The organism is Rhodopirellula sp. J20-39 (assembly GCF_057365095.1).
Window position 1 is genome coordinate 2,486,299 of record NZ_CP195123.1, and the last position, 22,272, is coordinate 2,508,570.

The 22,272-nt window shown below is 55.8% G+C and carries 16 protein-coding genes; 9 read left to right on the forward strand and 7 right to left on the reverse strand.

Annotated elements, in window-relative coordinates; genetic code table 11:
• Window positions 1-190: 190 nt before the first annotated feature.
• Entirely contained in the window at window positions 191-367 is a 177-nt protein-coding gene (locus ACR3ZL_RS08950) for a hypothetical protein (protein ID WP_473648200.1), read from the reverse strand.
• Window positions 368-691: 324 nt separating this feature from the next.
• Between ACR3ZL_RS08950 and ACR3ZL_RS08955 the strand changes: the two genes are divergently transcribed.
• Window positions 692-1,870 (forward strand): ATP-grasp domain-containing protein, encoded by a 1,179-nt coding sequence (locus ACR3ZL_RS08955; RefSeq protein ID WP_473648198.1) that lies wholly within the window; start codon window positions 692-694, stop codon window positions 1,868-1,870.
• Window positions 1,871-2,098: 228 nt separating this feature from the next.
• Window positions 2,099-3,616 (forward strand): helix-turn-helix domain-containing protein, encoded by a 1,518-nt coding sequence (locus ACR3ZL_RS08960; RefSeq protein ID WP_473648197.1) that lies wholly within the window; start codon window positions 2,099-2,101, stop codon window positions 3,614-3,616.
• 57 nt (window positions 3,617-3,673) lie between these two features.
• Here ACR3ZL_RS08960 and ACR3ZL_RS08965 read toward each other — a convergent pair whose 3' ends face one another.
• Window positions 3,674-4,753: a tRNA dihydrouridine synthase gene (locus ACR3ZL_RS08965; protein WP_486173389.1), complete on the reverse strand. Its 1,080-nt coding sequence runs from the start codon at window positions 4,751-4,753 to the stop codon at window positions 3,674-3,676.
• 301 nt (window positions 4,754-5,054) lie between these two features.
• Here ACR3ZL_RS08965 and ACR3ZL_RS08970 point away from each other — a divergent pair, with 301 nt between their 5' ends.
• From ACR3ZL_RS08970 to ACR3ZL_RS08985, 4 genes are all read left to right on the forward strand, one after another.
• Window positions 5,055-6,368, forward strand: a complete 1,314-nt coding sequence (locus ACR3ZL_RS08970; RefSeq protein ID WP_473648195.1) for a metallophosphoesterase family protein — start codon at window positions 5,055-5,057, stop codon at window positions 6,366-6,368.
• Complete coding sequence (locus ACR3ZL_RS08975) at window positions 6,365-10,405, forward strand: ATP-binding protein (protein WP_486173390.1); 4,041 nt, start codon at window positions 6,365-6,367, stop codon at window positions 10,403-10,405. Before ACR3ZL_RS08970 ends, ACR3ZL_RS08975 begins: the two co-directional genes overlap by 4 nt.
• Before the next feature lie 488 nt (window positions 10,406-10,893).
• Window positions 10,894-11,853: an aldo/keto reductase gene (locus ACR3ZL_RS08980; protein ID WP_473648194.1), complete on the forward strand. Its 960-nt coding sequence runs from the start codon at window positions 10,894-10,896 to the stop codon at window positions 11,851-11,853.
• Between the two features lie 175 nt (window positions 11,854-12,028).
• Complete coding sequence (locus ACR3ZL_RS08985; RefSeq protein ID WP_473648193.1) at window positions 12,029-12,823, forward strand: exodeoxyribonuclease III; 795 nt, start codon at window positions 12,029-12,031, stop codon at window positions 12,821-12,823.
• Between the two features lie 84 nt (window positions 12,824-12,907).
• Here ACR3ZL_RS08985 and ACR3ZL_RS08990 read toward each other — a convergent pair whose 3' ends face one another.
• Window positions 12,908-14,056, reverse strand: coding sequence for a hypothetical protein (locus tag ACR3ZL_RS08990; RefSeq protein ID WP_473648192.1), 1,149 nt, complete (start codon window positions 14,054-14,056; stop codon window positions 12,908-12,910).
• Between the two features lie 223 nt (window positions 14,057-14,279).
• The gene (locus ACR3ZL_RS08995; RefSeq protein WP_473648191.1) at window positions 14,280-14,912 is read right to left on the reverse strand and encodes a hypothetical protein; all 633 of its coding nucleotides are present in this window, start codon (window positions 14,910-14,912) and stop codon (window positions 14,280-14,282) included.
• 310 nt (window positions 14,913-15,222) lie between these two features.
• On the opposite strand from ACR3ZL_RS08995, the gene ACR3ZL_RS09000 reads away from it, so the two are divergent.
• From ACR3ZL_RS09000 to ACR3ZL_RS09010, 3 genes are all read left to right on the forward strand, one after another.
• Window positions 15,223-16,440 carry a prenyltransferase/squalene oxidase repeat-containing protein gene (locus tag ACR3ZL_RS09000; protein ID WP_473648190.1) on the forward strand — a complete coding sequence of 406 codons (1,218 nt, stop codon included), beginning with the start codon at window positions 15,223-15,225 and terminating at the stop codon, window positions 16,438-16,440.
• 11 nt (window positions 16,441-16,451) lie between these two features.
• Entirely contained in the window at window positions 16,452-17,186 is a 735-nt protein-coding gene (locus ACR3ZL_RS09005) for a methyltransferase (RefSeq protein ID WP_473648189.1), read from the forward strand.
• A 76-nt stretch (window positions 17,187-17,262) separates the two neighbouring features.
• Window positions 17,263-17,676 carry a hypothetical protein gene (locus ACR3ZL_RS09010; RefSeq protein WP_473648188.1) on the forward strand — a complete coding sequence of 138 codons (414 nt, stop codon included), beginning with the start codon at window positions 17,263-17,265 and terminating at the stop codon, window positions 17,674-17,676.
• A 31-nt stretch (window positions 17,677-17,707) separates the two neighbouring features.
• On the opposite strand, the gene ACR3ZL_RS09015 is transcribed toward ACR3ZL_RS09010, so the two are convergent.
• The 3 genes from ACR3ZL_RS09015 to ACR3ZL_RS09025 all read right to left on the reverse strand — a co-directional run bounded on the left by ACR3ZL_RS09015 (window position 17,708) and on the right by ACR3ZL_RS09025 (window position 22,262).
• Window positions 17,708-18,730: an SAM-dependent methyltransferase gene (locus tag ACR3ZL_RS09015; RefSeq protein WP_473648302.1), complete on the reverse strand. Its 1,023-nt coding sequence runs from the start codon at window positions 18,728-18,730 to the stop codon at window positions 17,708-17,710.
• A 254-nt stretch (window positions 18,731-18,984) separates the two neighbouring features.
• Window positions 18,985-20,394, reverse strand: a complete 1,410-nt coding sequence (locus ACR3ZL_RS09020) for a hypothetical protein (protein ID WP_473648187.1) — start codon at window positions 20,392-20,394, stop codon at window positions 18,985-18,987.
• The gene (locus tag ACR3ZL_RS09025) at window positions 20,391-22,262 is read right to left on the reverse strand and encodes a hypothetical protein (RefSeq protein WP_473648186.1); all 1,872 of its coding nucleotides are present in this window, start codon (window positions 22,260-22,262) and stop codon (window positions 20,391-20,393) included. Before ACR3ZL_RS09025 ends, ACR3ZL_RS09020 begins: the two co-directional genes overlap by 4 nt.
• Window positions 22,263-22,272: the final 10 nt, after the last annotated feature.

A 22,272-nucleotide genomic window follows, 5' to 3' on the forward strand; every position in this document is an offset into this window, starting at 1 on the left:
AAAAGCTCAGCTTGGTCGTTGAACGACCAAGCTAGTTGATATCAGTACAGTGCCGAATTGGTCGCTTCGGCATTGGGGACAGACTGGTCGACGTGAGAGCATTGCCAGCTTTTTAGTGCGTAGCGAAATTACTTTCGTAGTGGTGCAGATGTAACGATTGAGGGCATAGCAATCGTTTGGCAGTGTCCAGTTAGCGGATCAAGTAGATCAGACCGGCGATGGCGAGTGACGCGCCCGCTAAAATTGCGAGGTAGGTCAATCCAACGACTAGGAATGGAGTTCCAGGAGCCTTTTCGCCCAGGGTCGGTGATTCGTCCGAACGCGTTGGTTCGCTATAGTTCGACGGATGTTTCGTGTCACTGTTCATGGCATTGTCTCAGTTGGGAAGTTGCGTTTTAATCGAAGGCTGTTCACCCACAGTTGTTTGCAATGGTCGATTCCACTCCAACGGTGGGAGAGGAGATCGTCCAGGGTGCAAATGGGTGTTACCGAGCGACTCTCGCCGTCTTGCTGCCTTTGCGGCGGAAAGACGTGATTCTTCCAGTCATGGAAGCCCTTCGAGTTGAACGAGGACTCCAGTTCTGGAGTTGGATCGAACGATACCGTTGCGGTTTCCATTATTCGGAACACAACGGGTGATCTCCTGGACTGAACTAGCAATAACGATGCCAACGCAAACGAAAGCGATCTGATGAAAATTTTCGTGGCTGAGTATTTATGTGGGGGTGGCATGTATGACACTCCCGTAGAGGCGATCCCGCCGTCTTTATTGCGGGAAGGTTCGGCGATGTTGCGATCCATTGTCGAGGATCTTTCGCAATGGGCGGAAGTGTACTCGCCAGTCGATCCCCGTCTGCCGGAACTATTTGATTCGCAGTGTTCAGCAAGGCTAGGCGTTCATTCAATCGGAGGGGTTGGAGATGCTGGACGAATTGAGTGTGCCGAGCAAGTTGCGGTGGGCACGTCAATCGGCGAGGTAACGGTTCAGGATGCCCGTTCCGTGCGGACGATCCCGATGGCGAAGAACGTTGCACCGTTGGCGTCTTGGGTGGAAGCGGCGAGAGAATGCGATGCGGCGATCGTGATTGTGCCTGAAACGGATCAGTTGCTGACCAAGGTGATCACCATGATGCGTGGTGCTGGTGTACCAGTACTCGCACCGAGTAATGCTGTGATCGCAACCGTTTCGGATAAATGGCAGACGGCGAAGTGGCTGCACCGCGAAGGCGTTCCTCATCCCGAAGCTTGGTCGCTCGATGTGACGCGTGCGAAGCCTGTCGCGTCACGCCCGACAAACAAGTTGGCGTCATCGGCGGTGCCGAGTGTTTGTGGTGATCAATGCTGGGTCAAGCCGCGAGACGGTTGTGGTGCGATGGGGATCCGTTGCTATCACGAATTGCGAGCCGCGCTAGACGCGATGCAGCCTCATGAGTTTGTTCAGCGTCACGTCCCGGGGCGTCCCGCTTCGGTGTTAGTAATGGGGTGTGAGGCGGATCGGTCCTACACGGTTCTGCCGGCCGTTTGGCAGTGCATCGGTCACGATACGTCACTGGCCAATGACGAAGATTGTCTCGTGTATGATGGCGGTGTTGGACCGGTGTCCGAAAGTCTGCAGCAACGTGCCCAAACGCTTGCTGCACGATTGGTTGATTCCTTGCCAGGAAAGCTTGGCGGCTTCGTCGGCATCGATATGGTCTTGGGTGATGACGCTCGTCATGACAGTGTGATCGAGGTCAATGCTCGCCTAACGACGTCCTACCTGGGCATTCGACAAATGGTGCAAGAGAACCTGACGCGGCGATTGTTTGAGCCCATTTTGAATCGACCCGAGGTTGTGGTGGGGGACGAATCCATCGAGTGGACGGTGTGACCGTGCAGAGATGGACGAGCATGGCGGTCGTAGCAGCATAATGGTCGCTCCGGAACTTCGCTTATAATGTGGAAGCAATGAGGAAAGACACCGTCGAGGCAAAGCCGTCGTGCTTGCGGGGAGCATACCTAGCATGCCAGGATGCGTTCAGTGTGTTAGGATTCGCGGTGAGCTGGAGAAGCCTCAAAATCCTTTGTCCGCCACTGATTACCGGAACCTATCCCCACGATGTCCTCGATCGACTCTAGCGACGACTCGGACGGGCTACAAGAAAGCGATCCGTTCGATGTTGCTGATGAGCTAAACGGTGCTATCGATCTGGACGCAGCCATCTTAGAAGCCAGCGGATTGGACGATAGCAACTTTGACGATGAGTTGGATGACGAAGAGTCATTCGAGAAGCTTCGTGATGAGACTGATGCGGTCGCATTGGATTTTACGGACAACGAAACCCTGCGTGGCCATCGCATTGCCATCGTCGGTCGTCTGGGCGGAATGAATCGGCGGGAAGCTAGCAATCTACTGCGGTCTTATGGGGCGGTGATTGTGGAGTCCGATTCGGCGGCTGTGGATTGGATTGTGATTGGTGCGGAGGAGTCACCGTTAGCGGAGGCTGAACTGATCGATGAAGCCACTCGGCAAAGAGTGCCGATCGGTCAGGCTCAAATCCTGCACGAAACGGATTTGTGGCAACGGCTGGGCATGGTCGACGCGGAAAATTCGATCCGCAAGTTGCATACCCCCGCGATGCTTGCACATTTGTTAGGGGTTTCGGTGCGAGTGATTCGTCGGTGGCATCGGCGAGGATTGATTAAGCCGGTACGAACCTTGCATCGGCTGCCGTACTTTGATTTTCAGGAAGTCGCGACTGCCCGGCGTTTGGCCCAGTGGGTGGCTTCGGGGGCCAGTCCCGAAGCGATTGAACGACGTTTGATGCAGTTGATCGAGATCGTTCCGGATCTACGACGACCGCTCGACCAGCTCTCGATTCTGATCGAGGGCAAACATGTGTTGCTGCGGCAGGGTGAGGGGCTGATTGAGCCGAGCGGCCAATTACGATTTGATTTTGAGCGACTGGAAGACGGCGACGCGCCCGAGCAGTCAGTGGAATTTGACGATGAGGCGATGGTCTCGATTCGGTTCCCGGGACCGTCAGGATTCTCTGGGGATACAGGGTTCTCTGGGCATATTGGCTCGCTAGAGTCGAGCGGTTTGGCAGGGTTGTCTGACCCGTTGGCATTCCCGTTGCCCGATTCGCTGCTCGGGACTCGTGGATCGCTGGGAGGCGAAAGCGAAGATGATCTTTTGCTATCCGCCTATGCTGCGGAAGACGACGACGATCTTGCCTATGCGGTGGACTGCTATCACGCATTGCTGGCACGCGATGGAAGCCGGGCGGAATGGCATTTCCAGATTGGTGAACTGCTTTACCGACTCGACGAGGTCATTGCCGCTCGAGAACGTTACTATGCGGCCATCGAGGTGGATCCGGATTATGTCGAGGCTCGATCTAGCTTGGCGGGCGTGCTTGCCGAAACCGGGCAACTCGAATTAGCCGTGGCGGCGTACCGGGGTGCTTTGTCGTTGCACGATGATTACCCGGACGTCCACTACAACCTCGGACGCCTGCTTGATCAGTTAGATCGCACGGCGGAGGCGGACCATCATTGGAAACGATTCTTGCAACTCGCACCGGGAAGTCCGTGGGCGGACGAAGCCCGGGAACGACTCGGTTTGCCTAGCTAACGGAATTTCTTTCGGAGCCGATGTCCGGTTGCCGCTGGTCAGCATCTGGTCGACGTCCTAGCCCTCTTCCTGGGAACCGTGCAGTTCGCGGGGAACATGCCGACCCGGACCGTCTTCGCGGTAATGCAAGTCCATTGCGGTTTCGAACTCTTCACGCGTGCGTAAACGACCAAAGGACAGCCGAACGTTTTCATAATCCGGATGGCTTTGCGAGTACTTGATGCAAAACTTCCGCATCAACAACGGAGCTCGCTCGACAGTGTAAGTTTGCTCGCACAGCGTGAAGTGTTCCCGCATGACGGCGGCTTGTTCGTGCAGCGTCGGGGCGGCAGGCAATTGTCCGGTTTCGGCAAGTTGGCGAGCTTGTTGAAAGACCCAAGGGTTTCCGATCGCCCCGCGAGCGACGGTGACGCCATCAACACCGGTCTCTTGGATCATTCTCAGCGAGTCGTGTGCGTTGAATAGGTCACCGCTGCCCAGGATTTGCAATCGGTCGCCGACGTGCTCTTTGACTTCCTTCAAGAATTCCCAGCGGCTCGGTCCGATATACCGCTGTGCAACGGTGCGGCCGTGCACCGTGGCGGCGGCGAGTCCGGCATCGACGGCGCCGTCGAGAATTTCAAAGAACTGTTCTCGAGCTTCGTCGCTGTCGTCGATCCCCCGCCGCATTTTGACCGTGACGGGAATATGGTCAGGCACGATGTCTCGAGTTCGCTTCAGGATGTCGATCGCGACGGCGGGCTGTGACAGATGGAACCCGCCTCGGCAGCGCCCCAGGACTTTCTTGACGGGGCAGCCGAAATTCACGTCGATGATATCGAAGCCTGCCTCGACCAATTTCATTGCACCGAGGGAGAACTGTTCCGGTTCGGCGCCCATGAGTTGGCCGCCAACGGGGTGCTCTTCGTCAGCGATGTCCAAAAAGTGCCGCGTCCGCTCTCGTTTGGTCAGCGACAACAGGAATTGGTCCAGCATCACTTCACAAACTGAATAGCTCGCGCCGTGTCGCCGTGCGATCACCCGCATGGGCAGATCGCTGTAGCCGGACAACGCCGCTTGAACGACCGGAAAGCCAATGGGGACATTGCCGATCGTCAGCGAAGGCAAGTTAACGGGTTGGTTGGATGTGGAGATCATGTGCCAAATTTAGCCGGAAAGGCGTCTTTCGCGAAGTAGCAGCCTGGCTAGGAACAGCTTGACCGGGTCACTGAACGGGTTTTCAGACCAGGATTCGCCGCATAATCCAGCGGGAAGTGATCAATCAATATCAATCTCTGGAAAATCCGGCGAGTTTCCCATCGAATTGATTTTGCAGTGTTTCCCGAGATTCGTTAAAGTTTCACGGCACGATGCAATATCACACGCCGCCTGACGTGAGATTGTTGGCAACCGCCGGCATGAATTCGAAGGGCGGACATCGGTTTTCAGGGAGGAAACGATGCCGGGAGAATCATTCCGCTTTATCCACGCTAGCGATTTCCATTTGGAGACGCCGCTCGGGGATCTCGACCAGTTGCCCAATAGCCTTCGCGATGCGATGGCAACGGCTCCTCGAGACGCTGCCGCTGCCGTTTTCGAAGCTGCGTTGGCCGATAATATCGACTTCCTGGTCCTTTCAGGCGACCTTTTGCATCCCGTAGCCGCGGGACCGCACGGCATGTCGCTGCTGTTGGACAACTTTGAAAAGCTGCACGCCGCCGGGACGCCAGTCTATTGGGCTGCCGGAATCGCCGACGATCCCAAGCAGTGGCCCGAGGCCGTTCCGTTGCCGCCCAACGTGACGCTATTTCCTCGCGATCGTGCACTTTCGGTGCCTTATGAGCGGGCCGGTCGAGTGGTCTGCCACGTGGTCGGTCGGTCCAGCGAAGGGCGTGCATCGTTGCACGTGCCAGGCTTTCAAACTGAAACAACCGATGAATTCACCGTCGCGGTCGGCTATGGGACCGCTGACGCATCCGCATTATCGGCCGGGCGTCACGATTACTGGGCCTTGGGTGGCCCGCATAACTATACGGAAATCGAGGGCGTTGGCTCGGCGGGAGCGTTTGCTCCAGGTTCGACCCAAGGCCGTTGTTTGGCCGAGAGTGGTGCTCACGGATATCTCGTCGTGGATGTGGATGCGGACCAAACCGCTCGTGTCCGTCAAGTCGAGACGGATCGCTTTCGTTATGCCCATGTGTTAATCGACGCCTCGGAAATTCGAGCCGTTGGCACGCTGCGAAACCTGATCGGACAAAAGATTTCAACGCTCGCCAACGAAAACGGTGGCCGGCATTTGTTGATCGCTTGGGATGTAACACTGACCGACCCGGAAATGCTGTCGATGGTTGGTGACCCTCACGAGCTATTGCGTCAGCTTCGCCAAGACCATGGCAATGGCAATCCGGCGGCGTGGACCACTCGCTTGACGGTGCGTCCGCCTCAGCAATATCCGAAATCGTGGCGAGATGAGGACACCATCTTGGGCGACTTCTTGCGAGCGGCGGAGAAGTTCCGCAAAGTGGCCTCGGGGGCAACCGGCGAACTGAAACCTCGCTCCGGTGCAGATACAGGTAGTCAGACGGCGACGGCCAAGTCGGGCCCGATGCAACTGATGCCTTTTACCGAAGAACATACTGATCTATCCAGTACCGCTTCGACGCTATTGGGCGACGTGCCCGCTGGTGAACGTGATCTCACTCTCGACGAAGCAACGCTGTTGGGCGTTGAACTGCTTCGTGGTGGCAAACCGTCTTGGGGACGCAAATCATGAAGATCAAAGATATCCAAATTGACGGTTTCGGCGTCTGGACCGGGCTTTCAGTCGATTCCATGAACGAAGGCATGACCTTGTTCTACGGGCCCAACGAGGCTGGTAAGACAACGTTGATGCAATTCTTGCGTGCGATGCTTTACGGCTTCACACCCGAGCGACGTGCGCGTTACCTGCCGCCGGTTTACGGTGGCACGCCAGGTGGTGCGATTCGTGTGACCGGCCCCGGTGGCGGCTACGAAGTACGTCGGCACAGCCAACTGACCGACCAATCTTCGACCGGGACATTGACCGTCACCGGTGCGGATGGACTCAGCCAAGGACAGCATCGATTGTCCGGCCTATTGGGCGGGATCGATGAGCCCATTTTTTCCAACGTGTTCGCGATCGGGATTCGCGAGCTGCAAGAGTTGTCGACATTGGACGACACTTCGGCCGCCGATGAACTGTATAAGCTTAGCAGCGGTTTGGACCGCGTTTCGTTAGTGGACGTGTTGCGTTCGTTGCGTGCGGGACGAGGCGAATTGGTAGGCCGTGGTGCAGCGTCGCCCGGTGAAGAAGAAGCTGCCGCTGGCAAACTTGCTGGCATGATGAGCAAACGCGAGAAATTGCGTGATGAAATTCAGCGTCTCAGCGGACAAACTCGTCGGTGGAGCGAACTGGCAACGCAGCGACGGACGCAGAGTCAAGAAATTGATTCGTTGCGGTCGCGGATGGTCGCTTGGGAACGTGAAGCCCGATGTGTTGAGATCGCGACGAGCGTTTTCGAGCCTTGGCAAGAACGTGAGCAGATTCGCGAAAAGATCGCGGACATTGAAAACGAATCCAGTTTGCCTGACGAAGCACCGTCGCAATTGGTTCAAATCGACGCCATGATCGAAGAACGTCGTGGCAAGGTCGAAGAGATCAAGAATCGCCGACGTGGGCTGCGAGACAAAGCGGAACAGTTGCCGGTTAACAAGCGTTTGTTCGATTTGCAGGGGCGGATCGAAGCCGCCACCCAGCAAGCGACTTGGGTCGAAGCACTCGAAGAACAGATCAGCCGAATCGACGTGCAAATCGAAAAAGCACGCAAGCAGGTCGAAGTCGACGCGGATCGCTTGGGAATTGACGAAGGTGAGCGGGAGACGCTTGCCCAAGGCGACGCGGGCGAGTTGCCTGACTTCTCGCGACAGACCCTTTCGGTTTTGTCGGGGCCAGCCAAGCACGTTAAAGAGCAAATGTTCCTGCTGAAGCAGGCCCGAAGTGAAGGGAAGAACTACAAGGCTCGTGCAGAGAAACACGGCGAACGATTGCAAGAACTCTTGCGTCGCGCCCATGCTGATGATGTGCCTCAAGCGATTCGGCGTGAACGTGAAAACATCGCTTCGCTTCGCCATCGGATCCAGCTTAGCCAGCATCTCGACAAGCTGATCCGTCAGCACCGTGATCTGGAACAAGAGTCCATTGAACTGACGACCGACGAAGCGTTGCCGATCGATCGCCTGTTCGTGCTCGGACTGCCGTTCATCTTTGGTGGGATGTTGGTGCTTTACGGCATGTTCAACGTCTTCCAGATCACGACATTCGTCGGCCGACCTAATCCGACCCAAGGGATGATGTGCATCCTGTTCGGTGCGATGGCATTGTTGGTGTATTACCTTTCGCGAGAACGTGGCCAACGCAGTGCGGTGTTGGACTTGGAAGATTGCGAGCGGCAAATTGATAGTGTCCGCCGGCAAATTCGAGAAGTCGAGTCCGAGCGTGCGGATGTCGATTCGTCGGCTCATCATTCCAAAGAATCGCTCGAAGCTCAACTTCGCGAAGCGGATCAGTTACTGGGCGAACTTGAGGAAGCGGAGCCGATCCACTTGTCGCATATGGCGGCGGAACAGTCGTACAAAGCATCGTATCAACGTGCGACCAAGGCGGCTGAGGGGCTGAAGGTCGCTCGCCGCGAATGGACGGCGACGTTGGATCGTTTAGGGCTATCGACCACCTTGTCGCCCAAAAGCGTTCGTTCGTTGGGCGATGGCTATGAAACTTTGCAGTCCAGCATTCGTCGCTTGAACGATTTGCGAGAAGAGCGGGAACAACGTCGCAAGGAACGTCAGACGATTGCTAAACGGATCGAATCGCTCTACATCGAATCGATTGACGCATCCGGTGACAGTGACGAAACCGAAGAGTATTACGAGCCAGAACGATCTTCGGCTTCGCAGTCCAGGAAACAAAAGCCAGGCTCGCGTGACTCGAAGTCGGGATCGCGGGGTAAGGGGGCTGGATCCCGTGACAAGCAGGCATCCTATCGCACGCACGGTTCGAACGGCTACGAAGACGACTACCAAGACGTTGACGTGGAAGCCTACGACGATGATTACGATGACGAAATCGCATCGCGGTCACAACGGCCAAAGCAAGGTGCCAGCAAGATTCAAAGCTTGTTGAAATCACGATCCAATCCACTGGATCAGCTCAATCACCTGCACGAAGAGCTTGCACGTCAGCAGCACTGGATCAAGCAACGTCGGGACTTGAAACGGCAAGATGCCCAGTACAAGAAGCAACAACTCATGCACTCGCAAGCAATCGAACGCGGCGAACAGCAGCGGCGAGCGTTGTGGGCGAAGTGTGGCGTCGCGACATCGGAACAGTTCTATCAACTGGTCGATCGCAAATCGCAATTGGCTCAGTATCGTCAGAACTTCGAAGAGCTCGACAAGCAAATTCGCACGATGATTGGCACGTCGGTCAACTACGACGATGTGGCGCGGGAGGTAGAAGGTGCGAAAGCTACCGATCTGGAACGTCGTTGGGATTCGTTAACCACTCGCATGACGGAAACGGAAGGCCGTGTCGCTGGACTGCAAACCGCACAAGGCGAGTTGGCCGCTAGCATGAAGCAGCTCGGGGACGACGATCGGTTGATGACCGCTCGCTTGGAATTGGGTTGTGTGGAACGTCAGCTCAATCAGCTTGCTCGACGTTGGCAAACGCTCGCGACAGCCAGTTGCTTGTTGGAAGATGTTTGCGGAACGGTTGAAAATGAACGTCAACCGGAAACGCTCCGTGAAGCATCCTCCTTCCTAAATCAATTGACCGATGGGAAGTACACTCGAATTTGGACACCGTTGGGTTCCAATCAACTGAAGATCGACGATTCCCATGGGAAGTCTCTGCCTCTTGAAGTGCTCAGCCGTGGTACCGGCGAAGCCGTCTTCATTGCATTGCGACTTTCGTTGGCCGCCGCCTACTCACGGCGTGGCGTTATGTTGCCGCTAATCTTGGACGACGTGCTGGTCAACTTTGACGGTGCTCGTGCCGATCACGCGGCCCGTACGTTGCAAACGTTCGCCGAACTTGGGCATCAGGTGATGATGTTCACGTGTCACGATCACATCGTTGATATCTTCCACAACATCGGCGTGGAAGTTCGCGAGATGCCAGCACAAGGTGCTCCTGGACGTGCTCACATATTGGCACCGCCGGAAGAATATCCAGAGGAAGAGTACGAAGAAGAGTATATCGAAGAAGAAGTGGAAGTAGCGGCAGCGGATGAGGTTGAAGAGGCACCGGAGCCCGAGCCGGAACCCGTCGTGGTTGCTCCCGTCGTCATCGAACGCACGCCGGAACCTTTGCCGGTTGCTCGTCCAGCGGAATTGGTCGTCGAAAACCGCCGCGTGATTCCTGCACGGCCCAAACCACCGAAGTCGAAATACCATTTCGCGTTTCAGCGTCTGAACCGCCAGCATCGTCAAAAACGCCGGCCTCAGATCAAGATCGAGCGACATGTCGAACCGGAACGTAAGCCAGTTCGCGTTCCCAAGGTTATCGAAGAGCGACGCCCTGTCGAAATCGTTGAGACCCAAGAGGTTGAAGACGCGATCGGATGGGCTTGGTTCCAACGAGAGCCTGCGGACGGTCGTATCGATGCGGAAGAAGCGGCAGCACAAGCGGCACGTAACCAATGGCTATCCGAAGAGGATCGCAATTACGAGCAAGAAGTGGAAACCGCAGCCACCGCCGACCATTCATGGTGGAAGCCAGAGACGACCTAGTGCTTCATCCAGATTCAAGTTGGGTGTAGTGGGCGAGGCGACGAGCCCGTCTGGTTGGTGAGTGGGTGGGATTCGTCGCCTCATCCACTACGATCAGCCCCGAAATGAAAAGTAGCCGAAGCACTAGTGCTTCATCCAGATTCAAGTTGGGTGTAGTGGGCGAGGCGACGAGCCCGTCTGGTCGGTGAGTGGACAGGATTCGTCGCCTCATCCACTACGATCAGCCCCAAAATGAAATGTAGCCGGAGGCGACCTAGTCGAGATCAGGCTCCGTCATAAAGTCATCGCTTGATCGCGAGAATTTTGTTTCTCACGATCGAGTCTCGGACCGCTGGAAGTGATTGCTACGGTCGGTATTGGAGTTGAGGTGAAACCGGATGGGGCACGCCGTTTCGCTAAGAGCCGACGATGTCGGCGGGGCAACGTTCCGCATCCGTTGATTCGATTGAATGGTTTTGCCTGTCGTCGGTACGGGCTATCTTGGTTGCATGAACCATCAACTCACTACCGGATCGTCGAGTCATCCTAAATCCCCTGATTGTCCGATCGTATTAGGGCTCTGGCCTATTGCGGGCGTCACGACGATGGGCGTTACGTCCGAAGACGCGTTGCAAACCATCCGCGCGGCGATCGAATTAGGGATCACTACGTTTGATACTGCCTATGGGTATGGATTGGATGGTGAATCGGATCGCTATTTGGGCCAAGTGCTTTCTGAGCTAGGTGGTGCCGAGCGGCGGGACGCGGACCAGTTTCATGTGATCGGCAAAGTGGGCCAGCGTTATGTCGATGGCGTGCGGGTGATCGACGGCCGAGCAAAGGTTCTTCGGCAGGACGCTGAAGAATCACTGCGGCGACTCAAGCGAGATCGCTTCGAAACATTGATGCTGCATTGTATTGATGACCAGACCGCCGTTGAGGAAAGTGCAGAGGCCTTGCTTGATATTCGCGAGGCGGGACTTGCTCAGCGGATTGGACTTTGCAATGCCACGCCTTCACAACGCAAACGATTTGATGCGGTTTGTCGGTGCGAAGCGATCCAGTGTCCCCTCAACTTTTTACAGCGGAACAAGCTGGAAGACGAAATCGCAGACGCCCATTCGAGCGGGTGCGATGTGTGGGTGTATTGGACTTTAATGAAAGGGTTACTGGCTGGCAAAATTGGACGTGACCATGTTTTTGCTGAGGGCGATAGTCGGCCGAACTATCCGATTTTCCAAGGGGAGGCACGTCAGCGGGCACACGATGTCGTCGACGGTTTTGGCGAAATTGCTGCCGATTTGAATATGACCGTTGCCGCACTGTCAGTGTCATGGGCGGTCTCGCAACCGGGGGTGACCGCAGCATTGGCTGGAGCTCGCCGTCCGGATCAAATCCGAGAAGTGGTTGGAGCACGCCGACTGGAGGCTGAAGTGTTGCAACGAATGGAAGCTCTGCGAAGTCAATAGTCACGGACGGCAACGACCGCTGTCCTTAAACTGAACCGCCGGTCCTGTTAGCATCTCGGTTTCTTGTTTGGGTGTGCTTGGCAAGCAACTGTGCCAACCCCACGAACCGTTCAGCGTGGATGCGTTTGCATGACGATCCGCTGACGCCACTTAGTCTCGATGGACTGCTGAATCGATGAACCGTAAAGACACGCTCCGGTTGGTTTCATGGAATGTGAATGGGATCCGTGCCGCGTTAGGAAAAGGCCTGCGTGAATACGTTGAGTCCGAACAGCCGGATGTTATTTGTTTTCAAGAAACGAAAGCCGAACCGGATCAAGTCGATACGCAATGGGTGGACGATCTAGGCTACACCCAGGTTTGGAACCCCGCGCAAAAACGCGGCTACAGCGGAACGTCGACATGGTCCAAATTGCCGATCAAAAAGGAGCAACTGGGAATCGGTATCGAAGAGCATGACGGTGAAGGGCGTGTTATTACGATCACGACCGAGGACTTTCACCTAGTCAACGTTTACACGCCCAACTCGCAGCGGGAATTGGCTCGGCTAGATTACCGGCAGCGCTGGGACCTGGATTTCATGGCGTACGTTAGCAAGCTGAACCGTCGCAAGCCGGTCATCTTTTGCGGTGATTTGAATTGTTCGCACCAAGAGATTGATCTGGCTAATCCCAAATCAAACCGCAAGAACGCGGGTTTTACCGACCAAGAACGAGCCGCCGTCGATGAGATGGTTAACGCAGGTTTCGTCGATTCGTTCCGCCAATTTGAACCTGGGCCCGGGCACTACTCGTGGTGGACGTATCGCGGTGGTGCTCGCGAACGGAACGTCGGCTGGCGTTTGGATTATTTCTGGGTCGCCAAACGGTTCATAGGCCGCGTAGTTGACGCGAGGATTCGGCCGGACATCATGGGATCGGACCACTGTCCCGTTGAAATCGATTTGTCGCTAAATGCGTCGCTAGCTTAGCTCGACCGGGGGTGCGAATCGGCTGACCAGTCGCTGGCAGTTTGGAGACTGGCGGTTTCGTGGCTGAGTGTCGTGACCAGCGGCTTAATGACCGTTTGTCAGCGACTTCGAATAGAGACGATAGGTCTTGTCGAGTTGGGAGCCGGATGCGTCCAGGATCGATCGCATCGCTTTGTTGGTTTCCAGAATCCACGACATCTCACAGTGCACCGCCCCTTTGGCAACGCAGGCGTTTCGGCATCGGTCGATCATCGAAAAGGCGATCGCCGCGCCCGTTCGCGTGTTTTGAAATTTGCGTGAGATTCCCATCAAGGGGACGCGAACCGAAGTGCATTGTTCTCGCTTGATCCGGTACAGCATTTTGAGCCAATTGACCGGGAACAACCGACCGTTTAGGTCCGCGGTCAGTTCGTTCAGGTTGGGGATCACGACGATGAAACCGGCACACTGGCCGTCGACCTCCGCCAGCACAACCGCATCGGTGCTGAATAGACGCCGCACAAGCATTGCGAGATCGTTTACCTCGGCGACGGTCATTGGGATATGTCCCCAATTTTCAGACCAGGATTCGTTAAACAGTTCTAGGAGTAGTCCCAGTTCTGCTTCGAGGTTTTGTTTATCGACGTTGCGAAGTTGAATCTTGGTATCGCGAGCGGCGGACTGGAGAACGCGGGTGATGCGTTTGGGATACGGTTGCGTGATGTCGAGGTGGTAGGCGAAGACATCAATTTCTTTGGTCAGGCCATTGGCATTGAACAGCGTTTCGTAATACGCCGGATTATGGCTCATGAAAATGTAGGGTGGACGATGAAATCCGTCGATTAGCAACCCCGCCTCTTCATTGATCGATAGGTTAAAAGGACCGACCATTTGGTTCATGTCGCGTTCAAGTAACCAATTCGCGGCGGTGGCGAACAGCTCGTTAGCCGTCTCTTGCCGGTCTTCGCATTCGAAGAATCCGAAGTGTCCGGTGCCGGCGGCTTGATGTTGTTGGGCGAGGTCGCAAATTTGGGCCGAGATCCGGCCTACCGTTTCGCTGCCACGTTGAGCGATCCACTGGGCGGCGGTCGCGTGTTGAAAGTAAGGATTCTTTCTGGGGTTCAGCCGGGTGCGAACCTCGGCGGTAAGGGGCGGAACCCAATGAGGATCGTTCGCATAGATCGTCTGCGTCATCTTCAAGAAGGACCGCATGTCCTTTCGAGATTCCACCTTGCGAACGATCAGCGGCGGCATGGCTCAACTTTCGACTCGTTGCGCTGTGGTTCTGCCAATCAGTAGGCAGGCATCACAGGCAAAAGGACGAGCCGGAACGATCCGTCTCGGAGAGGGGGGAGTGTCTGTTCATCATCTAGGATTGTCAGTCAATCGACAAGCCGACCGATTGTTTTGAGACCAGCGGATCCACGTTCGAGGTGACGGTTTTTAAGTTAGCGTCGAGATACCGATGAGTTGGTGGTCAACGAATCTCCATCGCGAGTGTCCGCACGTCACGTTGCATTCGCTGTTGTTGCTCGTTGAGTTGACGTGTTTGCCGATTGAGGTTGGCTGTGATTTCGTCCAGTTCCATTTGAGTTTCTTGGAACTGCATTCGCAATCGTCTGGCTTGACGCTCCCACTTCGCTTCTCGAGCATGCAGGTTCGCTTCTCGTTCACCGAGATCTTCGGACCATTCGGTCATGCGTTCGATTAGGTCCGTCGCGTGCAGGGCGAGCCATTTGTGCGGATCGTGGGTCGGTTCTTCATCGGGATCAACGAACTCGCAAAATGGAATCGCTTCGAGCGGCTCCTCTGATGCGGTTGTGGGTGAGTCAACTTTTTCAAAAGTCACAACAGGATTGGACGTCGAAACGGACATCGGCTTGGGAATGTCCGTCCGGCGGAAATTCGGAACCGGCGTGAACGGTTTGACGGGTACCGGCTTGGGCTCTGGGCCCGCAGGGACAACCCGATCGCCGGTCAGAATTTCGGGCGGATCGATGCGAAGCCACGTTTCGCTGGCAAGCGATCTTCGAACTCGTCGATCACGCGCACTGTTTTCAGGCACTTGATTGTTCTGCACCGGAAAGTCACGCGTAGCGAAGTGACGCATGCGATTTTCGTGCGCAGGGATCTCCGGGGTAGAAATCTCCCGAGAAGCCGCGACGGATCCGGCGTGAGTATGAACGGTCTGGGCCGATTGCGCGTAAAGGCGTCGGCGAGAACGAAGCAGCGATTTGGGTGGTGGGATCGACATACCTTACTTGATCGGATTTTCTTACCATCATTCTGAGCATGGAGTGGGATATCGCGATATGATTGACGTTGAACCACGAAGTATTTGAGGGTCGATCGCATTGTGCCGAACGTTTCGATCTTCATGCTTCGAATCCCCTACTCTGTCCCTAATTACGTGAGCACAAATGAACATCGCTTGGTCAGTAAAGTCACTCGCATGGCTGCTCGTTTCCGTCGTTGCATTGCAATCGGGAAGCTATTCCGAAGGTGCTGAAGTCGTCGCGGAACAAGCCGACTCAGCAACTGCTTCGACAGACGATGAAAACTCGAATGTTGATCTGAATCGCCGCATCGAAGTCATGGCTGATCGTGGGATCGCGTTCCTGCAAAATCGCGGCCAAGGTGACGATGGTGCCTTCAGTGGTGAGACCGGCGCGGCGGTGACGGGGCTGTGTGTCCGAGCGATTCTGGAGCATCGGCCTCAAGCTGCGACAACGGATCCGGCGGTGATCAAGGCGTTGAAGTTCATCGAAAGTAAGATGCAGCCCGATGGTGGGATCTATGCGGTCGGCTCGTTGTACCGCAATTACGAAACCTCAACGGCCGTATTGGCGTTGGTCGCCGCGAGCGAAGCTGATGGTCAATCCGGTTCCGGGAAATATGCCAGTGCGTTGAAGCGAGCGGAGTTGTTCCTGAAAGAAATTCAGTGGGACGAGGGTGAAGGTATTACACCAGAGGATGCTGCTTACGGCGGTGCGGGCTACGGCAGTCATTCACGTCCCGACTTGTCTAATACATCGTTCTTGATCGATGCGTTGCATGAACTGGGAAATGATGCTGATGACGAAGCAATTCAAAAGGCTCTTCGGTTTGTTGCTCGAACTCAAAACCTGAAGCAACCCGCTGACACGCAAGCTGGCAACGATACGCCGCACGCTGACAAGATTGGTGACGGCGGGTTTTATTACACGCCGGCGGCCGGTGGTCAAAGCAAGGCGGGGGAATCCGAATCGGGCGGTCTTCGAAGCTACGGTTCGATGACGTACGCCGGTTTGAAGAGCATGATCTACGCTGGGCTGACGCCAGAAGATCCACGCGTGGACGCAGCCCTTCGTTTCATCCGCGATCACTACACGTTGGAAAACAATCCGGGCATGGGAGCTCAAGGGTTGTTCTACTACTACCACACGTTTGCCAAGGCGTTGGACGTGGCCGGGTTGGAAGTTGTCGACGCCAAGGGTGGCACTGCTCACGATTGGCGACTGGAATTGGTCGAAAAGCTTGAAAGCACTCAACAGGAAGACGGTTCGTGGGTGAACGATCAAAGTGAACGATGGATGGAAGGCGATCGCCAGTTGGTGACCGCTTATTGTTTGCTGGCCTTGGCTCACGCGAAAGAATAGTCAGCTCATTCGTGTCCGTCGCTAACCGTATCTATCCTGTTGTTCAACCGCTGTTGCGAGTCCTTCGTCGTAATCGGTGGGTGATCGGCAGGATCTTTGGTGTGCGGATTCCAGCCAAGACCCAGGTCCAATTCGATCCGGTCACCGTGATGTTAGCGCGGACGTTGCCGGAACTAATCGAAGCGAATGATTCGGGTGATGTTACCCACCTCTTGGAGATGGGCATCGGTGAAGGGGCATTGGTCTCGTTATCGATTGTGAGTGGGAACAAGCGGCGAACCGGTCAGCCTTTGCGACTGCAAGTCGATGGTGTTGATTGTTCGGCGTCGCGGGTGGAAAGTTCTCAGCGGGTCGCCGCTTTTAATCGAGCGGACACTCGGTTTTGGGTTAGCGACTTGTTTGCGGATGTTCCGGCCGAACGCAGATATGACTTCGTGTTTTTCAATCCGCCGTACGTGCCCACGCAAACAGGCAAGGCACTCAAGTTGACGCAGCGTTTAGGCGTCGACGGCGACCAAATGTGGGATGGCGGTGAGGACGGGACGGCGACTTTGCGGCTTTTCCTCGACCAGGTCAAACCGGTTTTGAAGGTGGGCGGGAAGGTCGTCTTCGGCGTTCAACCCATTTTTGTTGCCGATGAAGTCGTGGAACGTGCCGTTGCTGAAAGTGGGTGCCAAATTGAAACGCGGCACCCGGGTGGGCGTGTTCCCGCTACGGTTTACGTGGTCGTCCCCTGTGTCGGGTAAGGGATTGCAGTAAACTGCCGTTGCGTTGCCCCGCTGTTGGGGAGAATTCGTTACCGCCAAAACGGAAGACTATCCGATGAATCGCTATGCACGTTTGCTCTGTGGAATCACTTTGGTCGTTCTGCCTACGGTGTTCATCGCGATGACGGGGTGTGACAGCACGGGCGGTGTTGGCGGCGGTAAAGGCGCCGGCCAAGATCCTGGTGCGGGCGGCTTCAAGCTCGACTGGGGCAACGGGAGTGTCGAGATTGGCGAAGACGGTTCCGTCGACGTGCAGGCTGCTGGAGTGGACGTGAAACGCAAGCCCGGCGAAAGTGTTTCAGTGCGGGCTCCGGATGTCGACGTGGATGTTTCGTACGACAATGGGGTACAGGTCAAAGCACCCGGAGCGGACGTTGATGTCAATGCAACCGGTGACGTGAAAGTGGATTCGATGGGTGTGAAGGTCAACACCGGTGATTCGGTTGAGCTCGAATCCAACCCGCAGTAGCGACCAAGTACGCTGCAGTAGCGAGAGCCAGTTATCGGCAGCGGCCTTTCACGGCGAAGCAGACCTCGCATCGATTTCTTGCGAGCTGTCGAATCTCCAAACCCTCGGGTCGCCAACGCAGGACCTCGTCACGCCATCGAGGGATTTGGGAAGCTCGCGAATAGTCGCCCAGCTTCATCGTAATCAATGATCCTTCGATGCTTGATTCGCGACTTTCAATGATGTTGCGAACCGTGCTTAATGTGGCGTCCGGCTTGACGGTCGAGTCGACCAGCAGCCATTTCGCCCCTCGGTATACCCGCCGAGGCAGATCGCCAGCGCGGGCGGCGTAGTGTTGGAACCGTGGGTGCGACGCGATTCGTTCGTCCATTTCCGCTGGATCGATTCCGATCACTTTCAAGCCCATTTCGAGTAGGCGTCCGCATGCGCCACCGGGGGCACTTCCCACCTCGACTGCCAAGTCGCCGGGCCGCATGTCAAATCCGCTCCACGCGATGGACTCCGCCGCCTTGTAATAGGCACGTGAGATCGGCTCGTATTCGGGCGCAACCGGTTGCACACCACCGGGCCAGCGAGTTGGTAAGGTGGTCGCCGTATGCGTACCAAAGAACCACTGGGAAGGATCGACTAGAACGACATCTAGTATCGACTCACCCGGTTGGGCGATTTGGTTGGCGAGGCTACAGCGAAAGGTGTTCGGCTTCACTCTTTCTAGGATCCTCGCGGCGACGGCTTGTGCAACTTCATCGATTTCGGGCTCGAAGTCGAAGCGGCCAATCGGTGCTCGGTCTCTGGGCCAGACATGCAGTTGATCAATTGGCTGGGGCATCGATTCGATCGACTGAAACAGCTTGTCGATTAGCTCGTCGCCATCTTGGCTCTTGGCGTTACCCAACGAGCGGCATCCCGTTCGAATGAAGATCCCGGTCGGAACCGGTTTGGTTTGATCGTGTTTGGCGGTGACGAAACCGGGACGAGAAAACGCCAGGCGCCAGCCTTCTTGTGCGATCTGTTCTTTGACAAGACCTTCGGCGCCATGAGCGCATGTCAGCATGACGAAGGTCGGATCAGCCTTCGCTTTTGGCGGTGCGGCGGGGGCAGGTTTCTCGGTCGCGACTGGCTCAGAAGGCGGTGACTTTTTCACTTCGCGTTGAGCGACGGCGGCTTCTTCTTGAGCCTTGAGTCGTTTGGCCGCATCGGCCCATGGGTTTTTTTGGTCGGTCATATTGGAAGCCGATTGAAGGTCAAGCGTGCAGGTTGTGTCGGCTAAGTTTGGAAAGCAGGAAAGGTCTGGCCGCTAGCAAGCTTTTAGCTGGACGGCGGATCGGCGGTTTTAATTTCGGTTGAACTGGGATTGGACAAACTGGTGTCGGGTGGCGTATTGGATGGTTCTGGCAGAACCCAGGGGCCGACCGTTTCGCCACGGACGAGTCTGAGGTATTGGCTGATCTTGCGTTTGGCGAACATCACTCCGCCCCCGCTTCCTCCACTTCGCCGCATCAGCGTCGCCATGGCGGATAGGTGGTTTCCAAAGTGGGTGGTTCGATTGTGGCGGACCGTCCGAGGTCGACCGAAGGCTGGCAAAAGCATGAGGCACATCACCACGCCCAGGAATAGCCCATGCATCGTAACTAAGCTCAGTGGCCACGTGGTTAATAGTTCCATCCCGGTTGAGGGTGGTGCGCCGGGCTTCGCGTTAGAAATGGGGATTGGCATGTCGTCGGACGACAGGAATCCGATTTGAAGCGGTTCTTCCGCTTCATCCGGTGGCGACGAGTCATCAAGAGCGGTTGTCCGGATTTGCTTTTCAATGGCAGACGCCATCCGGTTCGCGGGCGAACCGGTCATCGCAAAGTTCGTTAATAGCCCCCCGCTGGTGACCACCAATACTTGGGACTGACCCCAATTTTCGCTTTGGATTTTGGCAAGCGTGGTCAGTTGGACGGCCTTTGAATTCAGTGTGATCGATTCCTGGTGCAGCGATTCGAAACTGGTTAAGTCCACCTGCTCGACAACCTCTTCCTCGACTTCATCATCGAAGTCTTCTTCGATCATGGCGTCGATCTCAGCGTACAAATCCTCGTCATCCATCTCGACAAGGTCGAATTCGTCGTAATCCAAGTAGTCTTCTAGTTCGCTGGACCACAATTCGAAGTCGTCAGCGAGTTGGTAGTCGGCGACTCGGCGATCTGGCAAGAACATTCTGTAAGGCAGTGAGCGGGCGATAAACCAATTCCTGACCCGAACGTCTTTCCGCTTACCAGCGTCGAGTAGGCGGTCGTTGATTTGGGTCGCGAGCTGCCGTCGGTATTCGAGTCGTTGAGCCGGTTCGGCCAATTTCGCTGCCTCTCGGAAATAAGCCTCTGTGCTACCGCCATCTGGCACCACAAACACGATGGTCCGGGGTTTGTCGCTTAGCCAACGCTTCATCCACCGAGTCACTTCGCGTTCATTGGCGGGGGGCCACGCTTGGGGAATCCAAACGATCCCGTTGAGTTGGTCCGCTCGAGCCGATAACCGACCGAGATCACGAGTTTTGATTTCAGGGGTGTTTGAGGAGGCTTCGCTTGATTCTTCTAGAAAAGAGCGAAACGCGCCGAAGCCATTGACGCTTTGTTTGCCGTCGACGCCACCGCTTTCACCGTAATCGGTGTGAAACGAAGAACACCCTGTAGTGAGCAAAAGGACGAGGCAGACCGTTAACTTGTTCCAATTCATGCCGAGACCTCCGCTGGTGATGCCACCATCGCTTCGAGTCGCAGGTTGTCTTGCCACAGAACGTCAAATTGTTCGCGGGTTAAGCTGTGGCGACCGAAGTAAGATCGTTCGAATGAGTCAACGGTCTTACCTAGCAATTGGCCGGCGAGGGCTTGGCTGTTTTCGGTTTCGCGAACGTATTGCCGATTGGTCTTCCAGCGTGAAAGTCTCAGCCACGTCGCACGGTCAAGCAATAAGAGCTGGTGACCGAACAAGAAGATAATCGCTCGGTCGAAATCACCGCGCTGCATCAATCGTTCTAGCTCGGCACGCGGGTTGATGTTCGTGTCGCGAAGTTCCGCGGGCAGTTCTGCTATGCGTTGTTTGGTTTGTTCATCGAGGCCGCGGCGGTTTACCAATATTTGTTGGTCCGGTTCGGAGCGGAAGTCGAACGAGCTGTTTGCGAACACGTAAGCGAGCGCGCCCAGCAAAACTGCCATCAGACATCCCAGTAACACCCATCCAAAGAGGTTTCCGATTGATAGGGACCCCCACGAGGTGCCGGCGCCCGTGGCTGTGGTCGGTGGTGGCGCGGCGGCTGTGGTGGGTTTAGCGGTGGGTGGCTTGGGAGTCCAGCGGCTATTCCGATTCATGGTGTCGGTGCGTTGGTCGGTCAGCTCGATGGGCACCAAGGTGCCAGCATCGGAGTCGAACCAAACCGAATCCGCTACCACCGGTTGCACGGGGGAATCGGCCGGTGTGCCGCTGGTATCGGCGAATCCGTTTCCGGACCAGCCCAGGCATGCGGCGAAGGCGATGATTGCGATTGAGGGAATCGACGAGCTCGATGATGGGCCTGTCGAGGCGGTCACGGTTGGATTGCCAGTTGATGGCTGAGACGTTGCCGGAATGGGTTGTGACGGAGTGGGTTGTGACGGAGTGGGTGTCGGGTTGGACGGCGCAGATGTCTCCGGTGGTGTCATGATGTCTTCGCCGAATTGGCGAATCGCTTCGGCACGAATCGCCAGTTCGACTTCCCATCCTTCGAGCCGAATGCGGGCGTCCAGGTAGCCCAGCAACCGAACCACGACGCTCAGCGAAGCGATCAACCACAACGCCAGTGGATAAAAAATCAAGCAAGCAACCAGGTTCATTTCCCATACCCCGATCGCAATGCCACGAACCCAAAAGATCGAATAGAAAACGCATCCCATCAAAGCAATCAAAATCATTGACACGGCTAAAAAGCGACCGCCTAAGTCACTCGCCATCGGGGTGTGTAATGCTTTGGAACGCCGTTTTAGCGTGATCGATCCTGATTGTGTGGCCCGCAAGGGGCACCGTTCGAGCATGATCATTTCCGCTACGAATGGTCGATTGCCGCGGATGATCGCGGCGATCAATATAAACACGATGGGCATGAAGACGTCGAAGAACCCGTTCCATTCTTGCCCCCATCGAAAGGCCAACATTACCACAGCGGGAATTGCCATCCGCTTGATGCCTAGCGTCCAAGTAATTGGCCAGAACATCGACCGAACTTCTCGAAAGGTTCGGCGCAGGGTCGGTTGGCTTTCAAAGATGGATTGCCCCAACGAAAACGTTGAGAGCACACCAGCAATTGGTGCCTGCAGAAACACTAAGGTCGCCATCCAGAATAGATAGCGGAAGAATTCACTGGAGGCCTCGTCGTCGAACGTGCCAGCATCTGCAACGCGGAACGGTAACCAACCCAATAGCAGCAGATCCAGGACGATCCAGAATCCAGCACCCAAGAAAAAAGCTTGGAAGAATGCTCGCGGGTAGCGACGTATCATCAACAGCGATAGGTCGCCAATTTCCGACAGCGTGCGCACTCGAATCGCGACGTTGGTTTTGTCAAGTTGCAACGAACTTTTG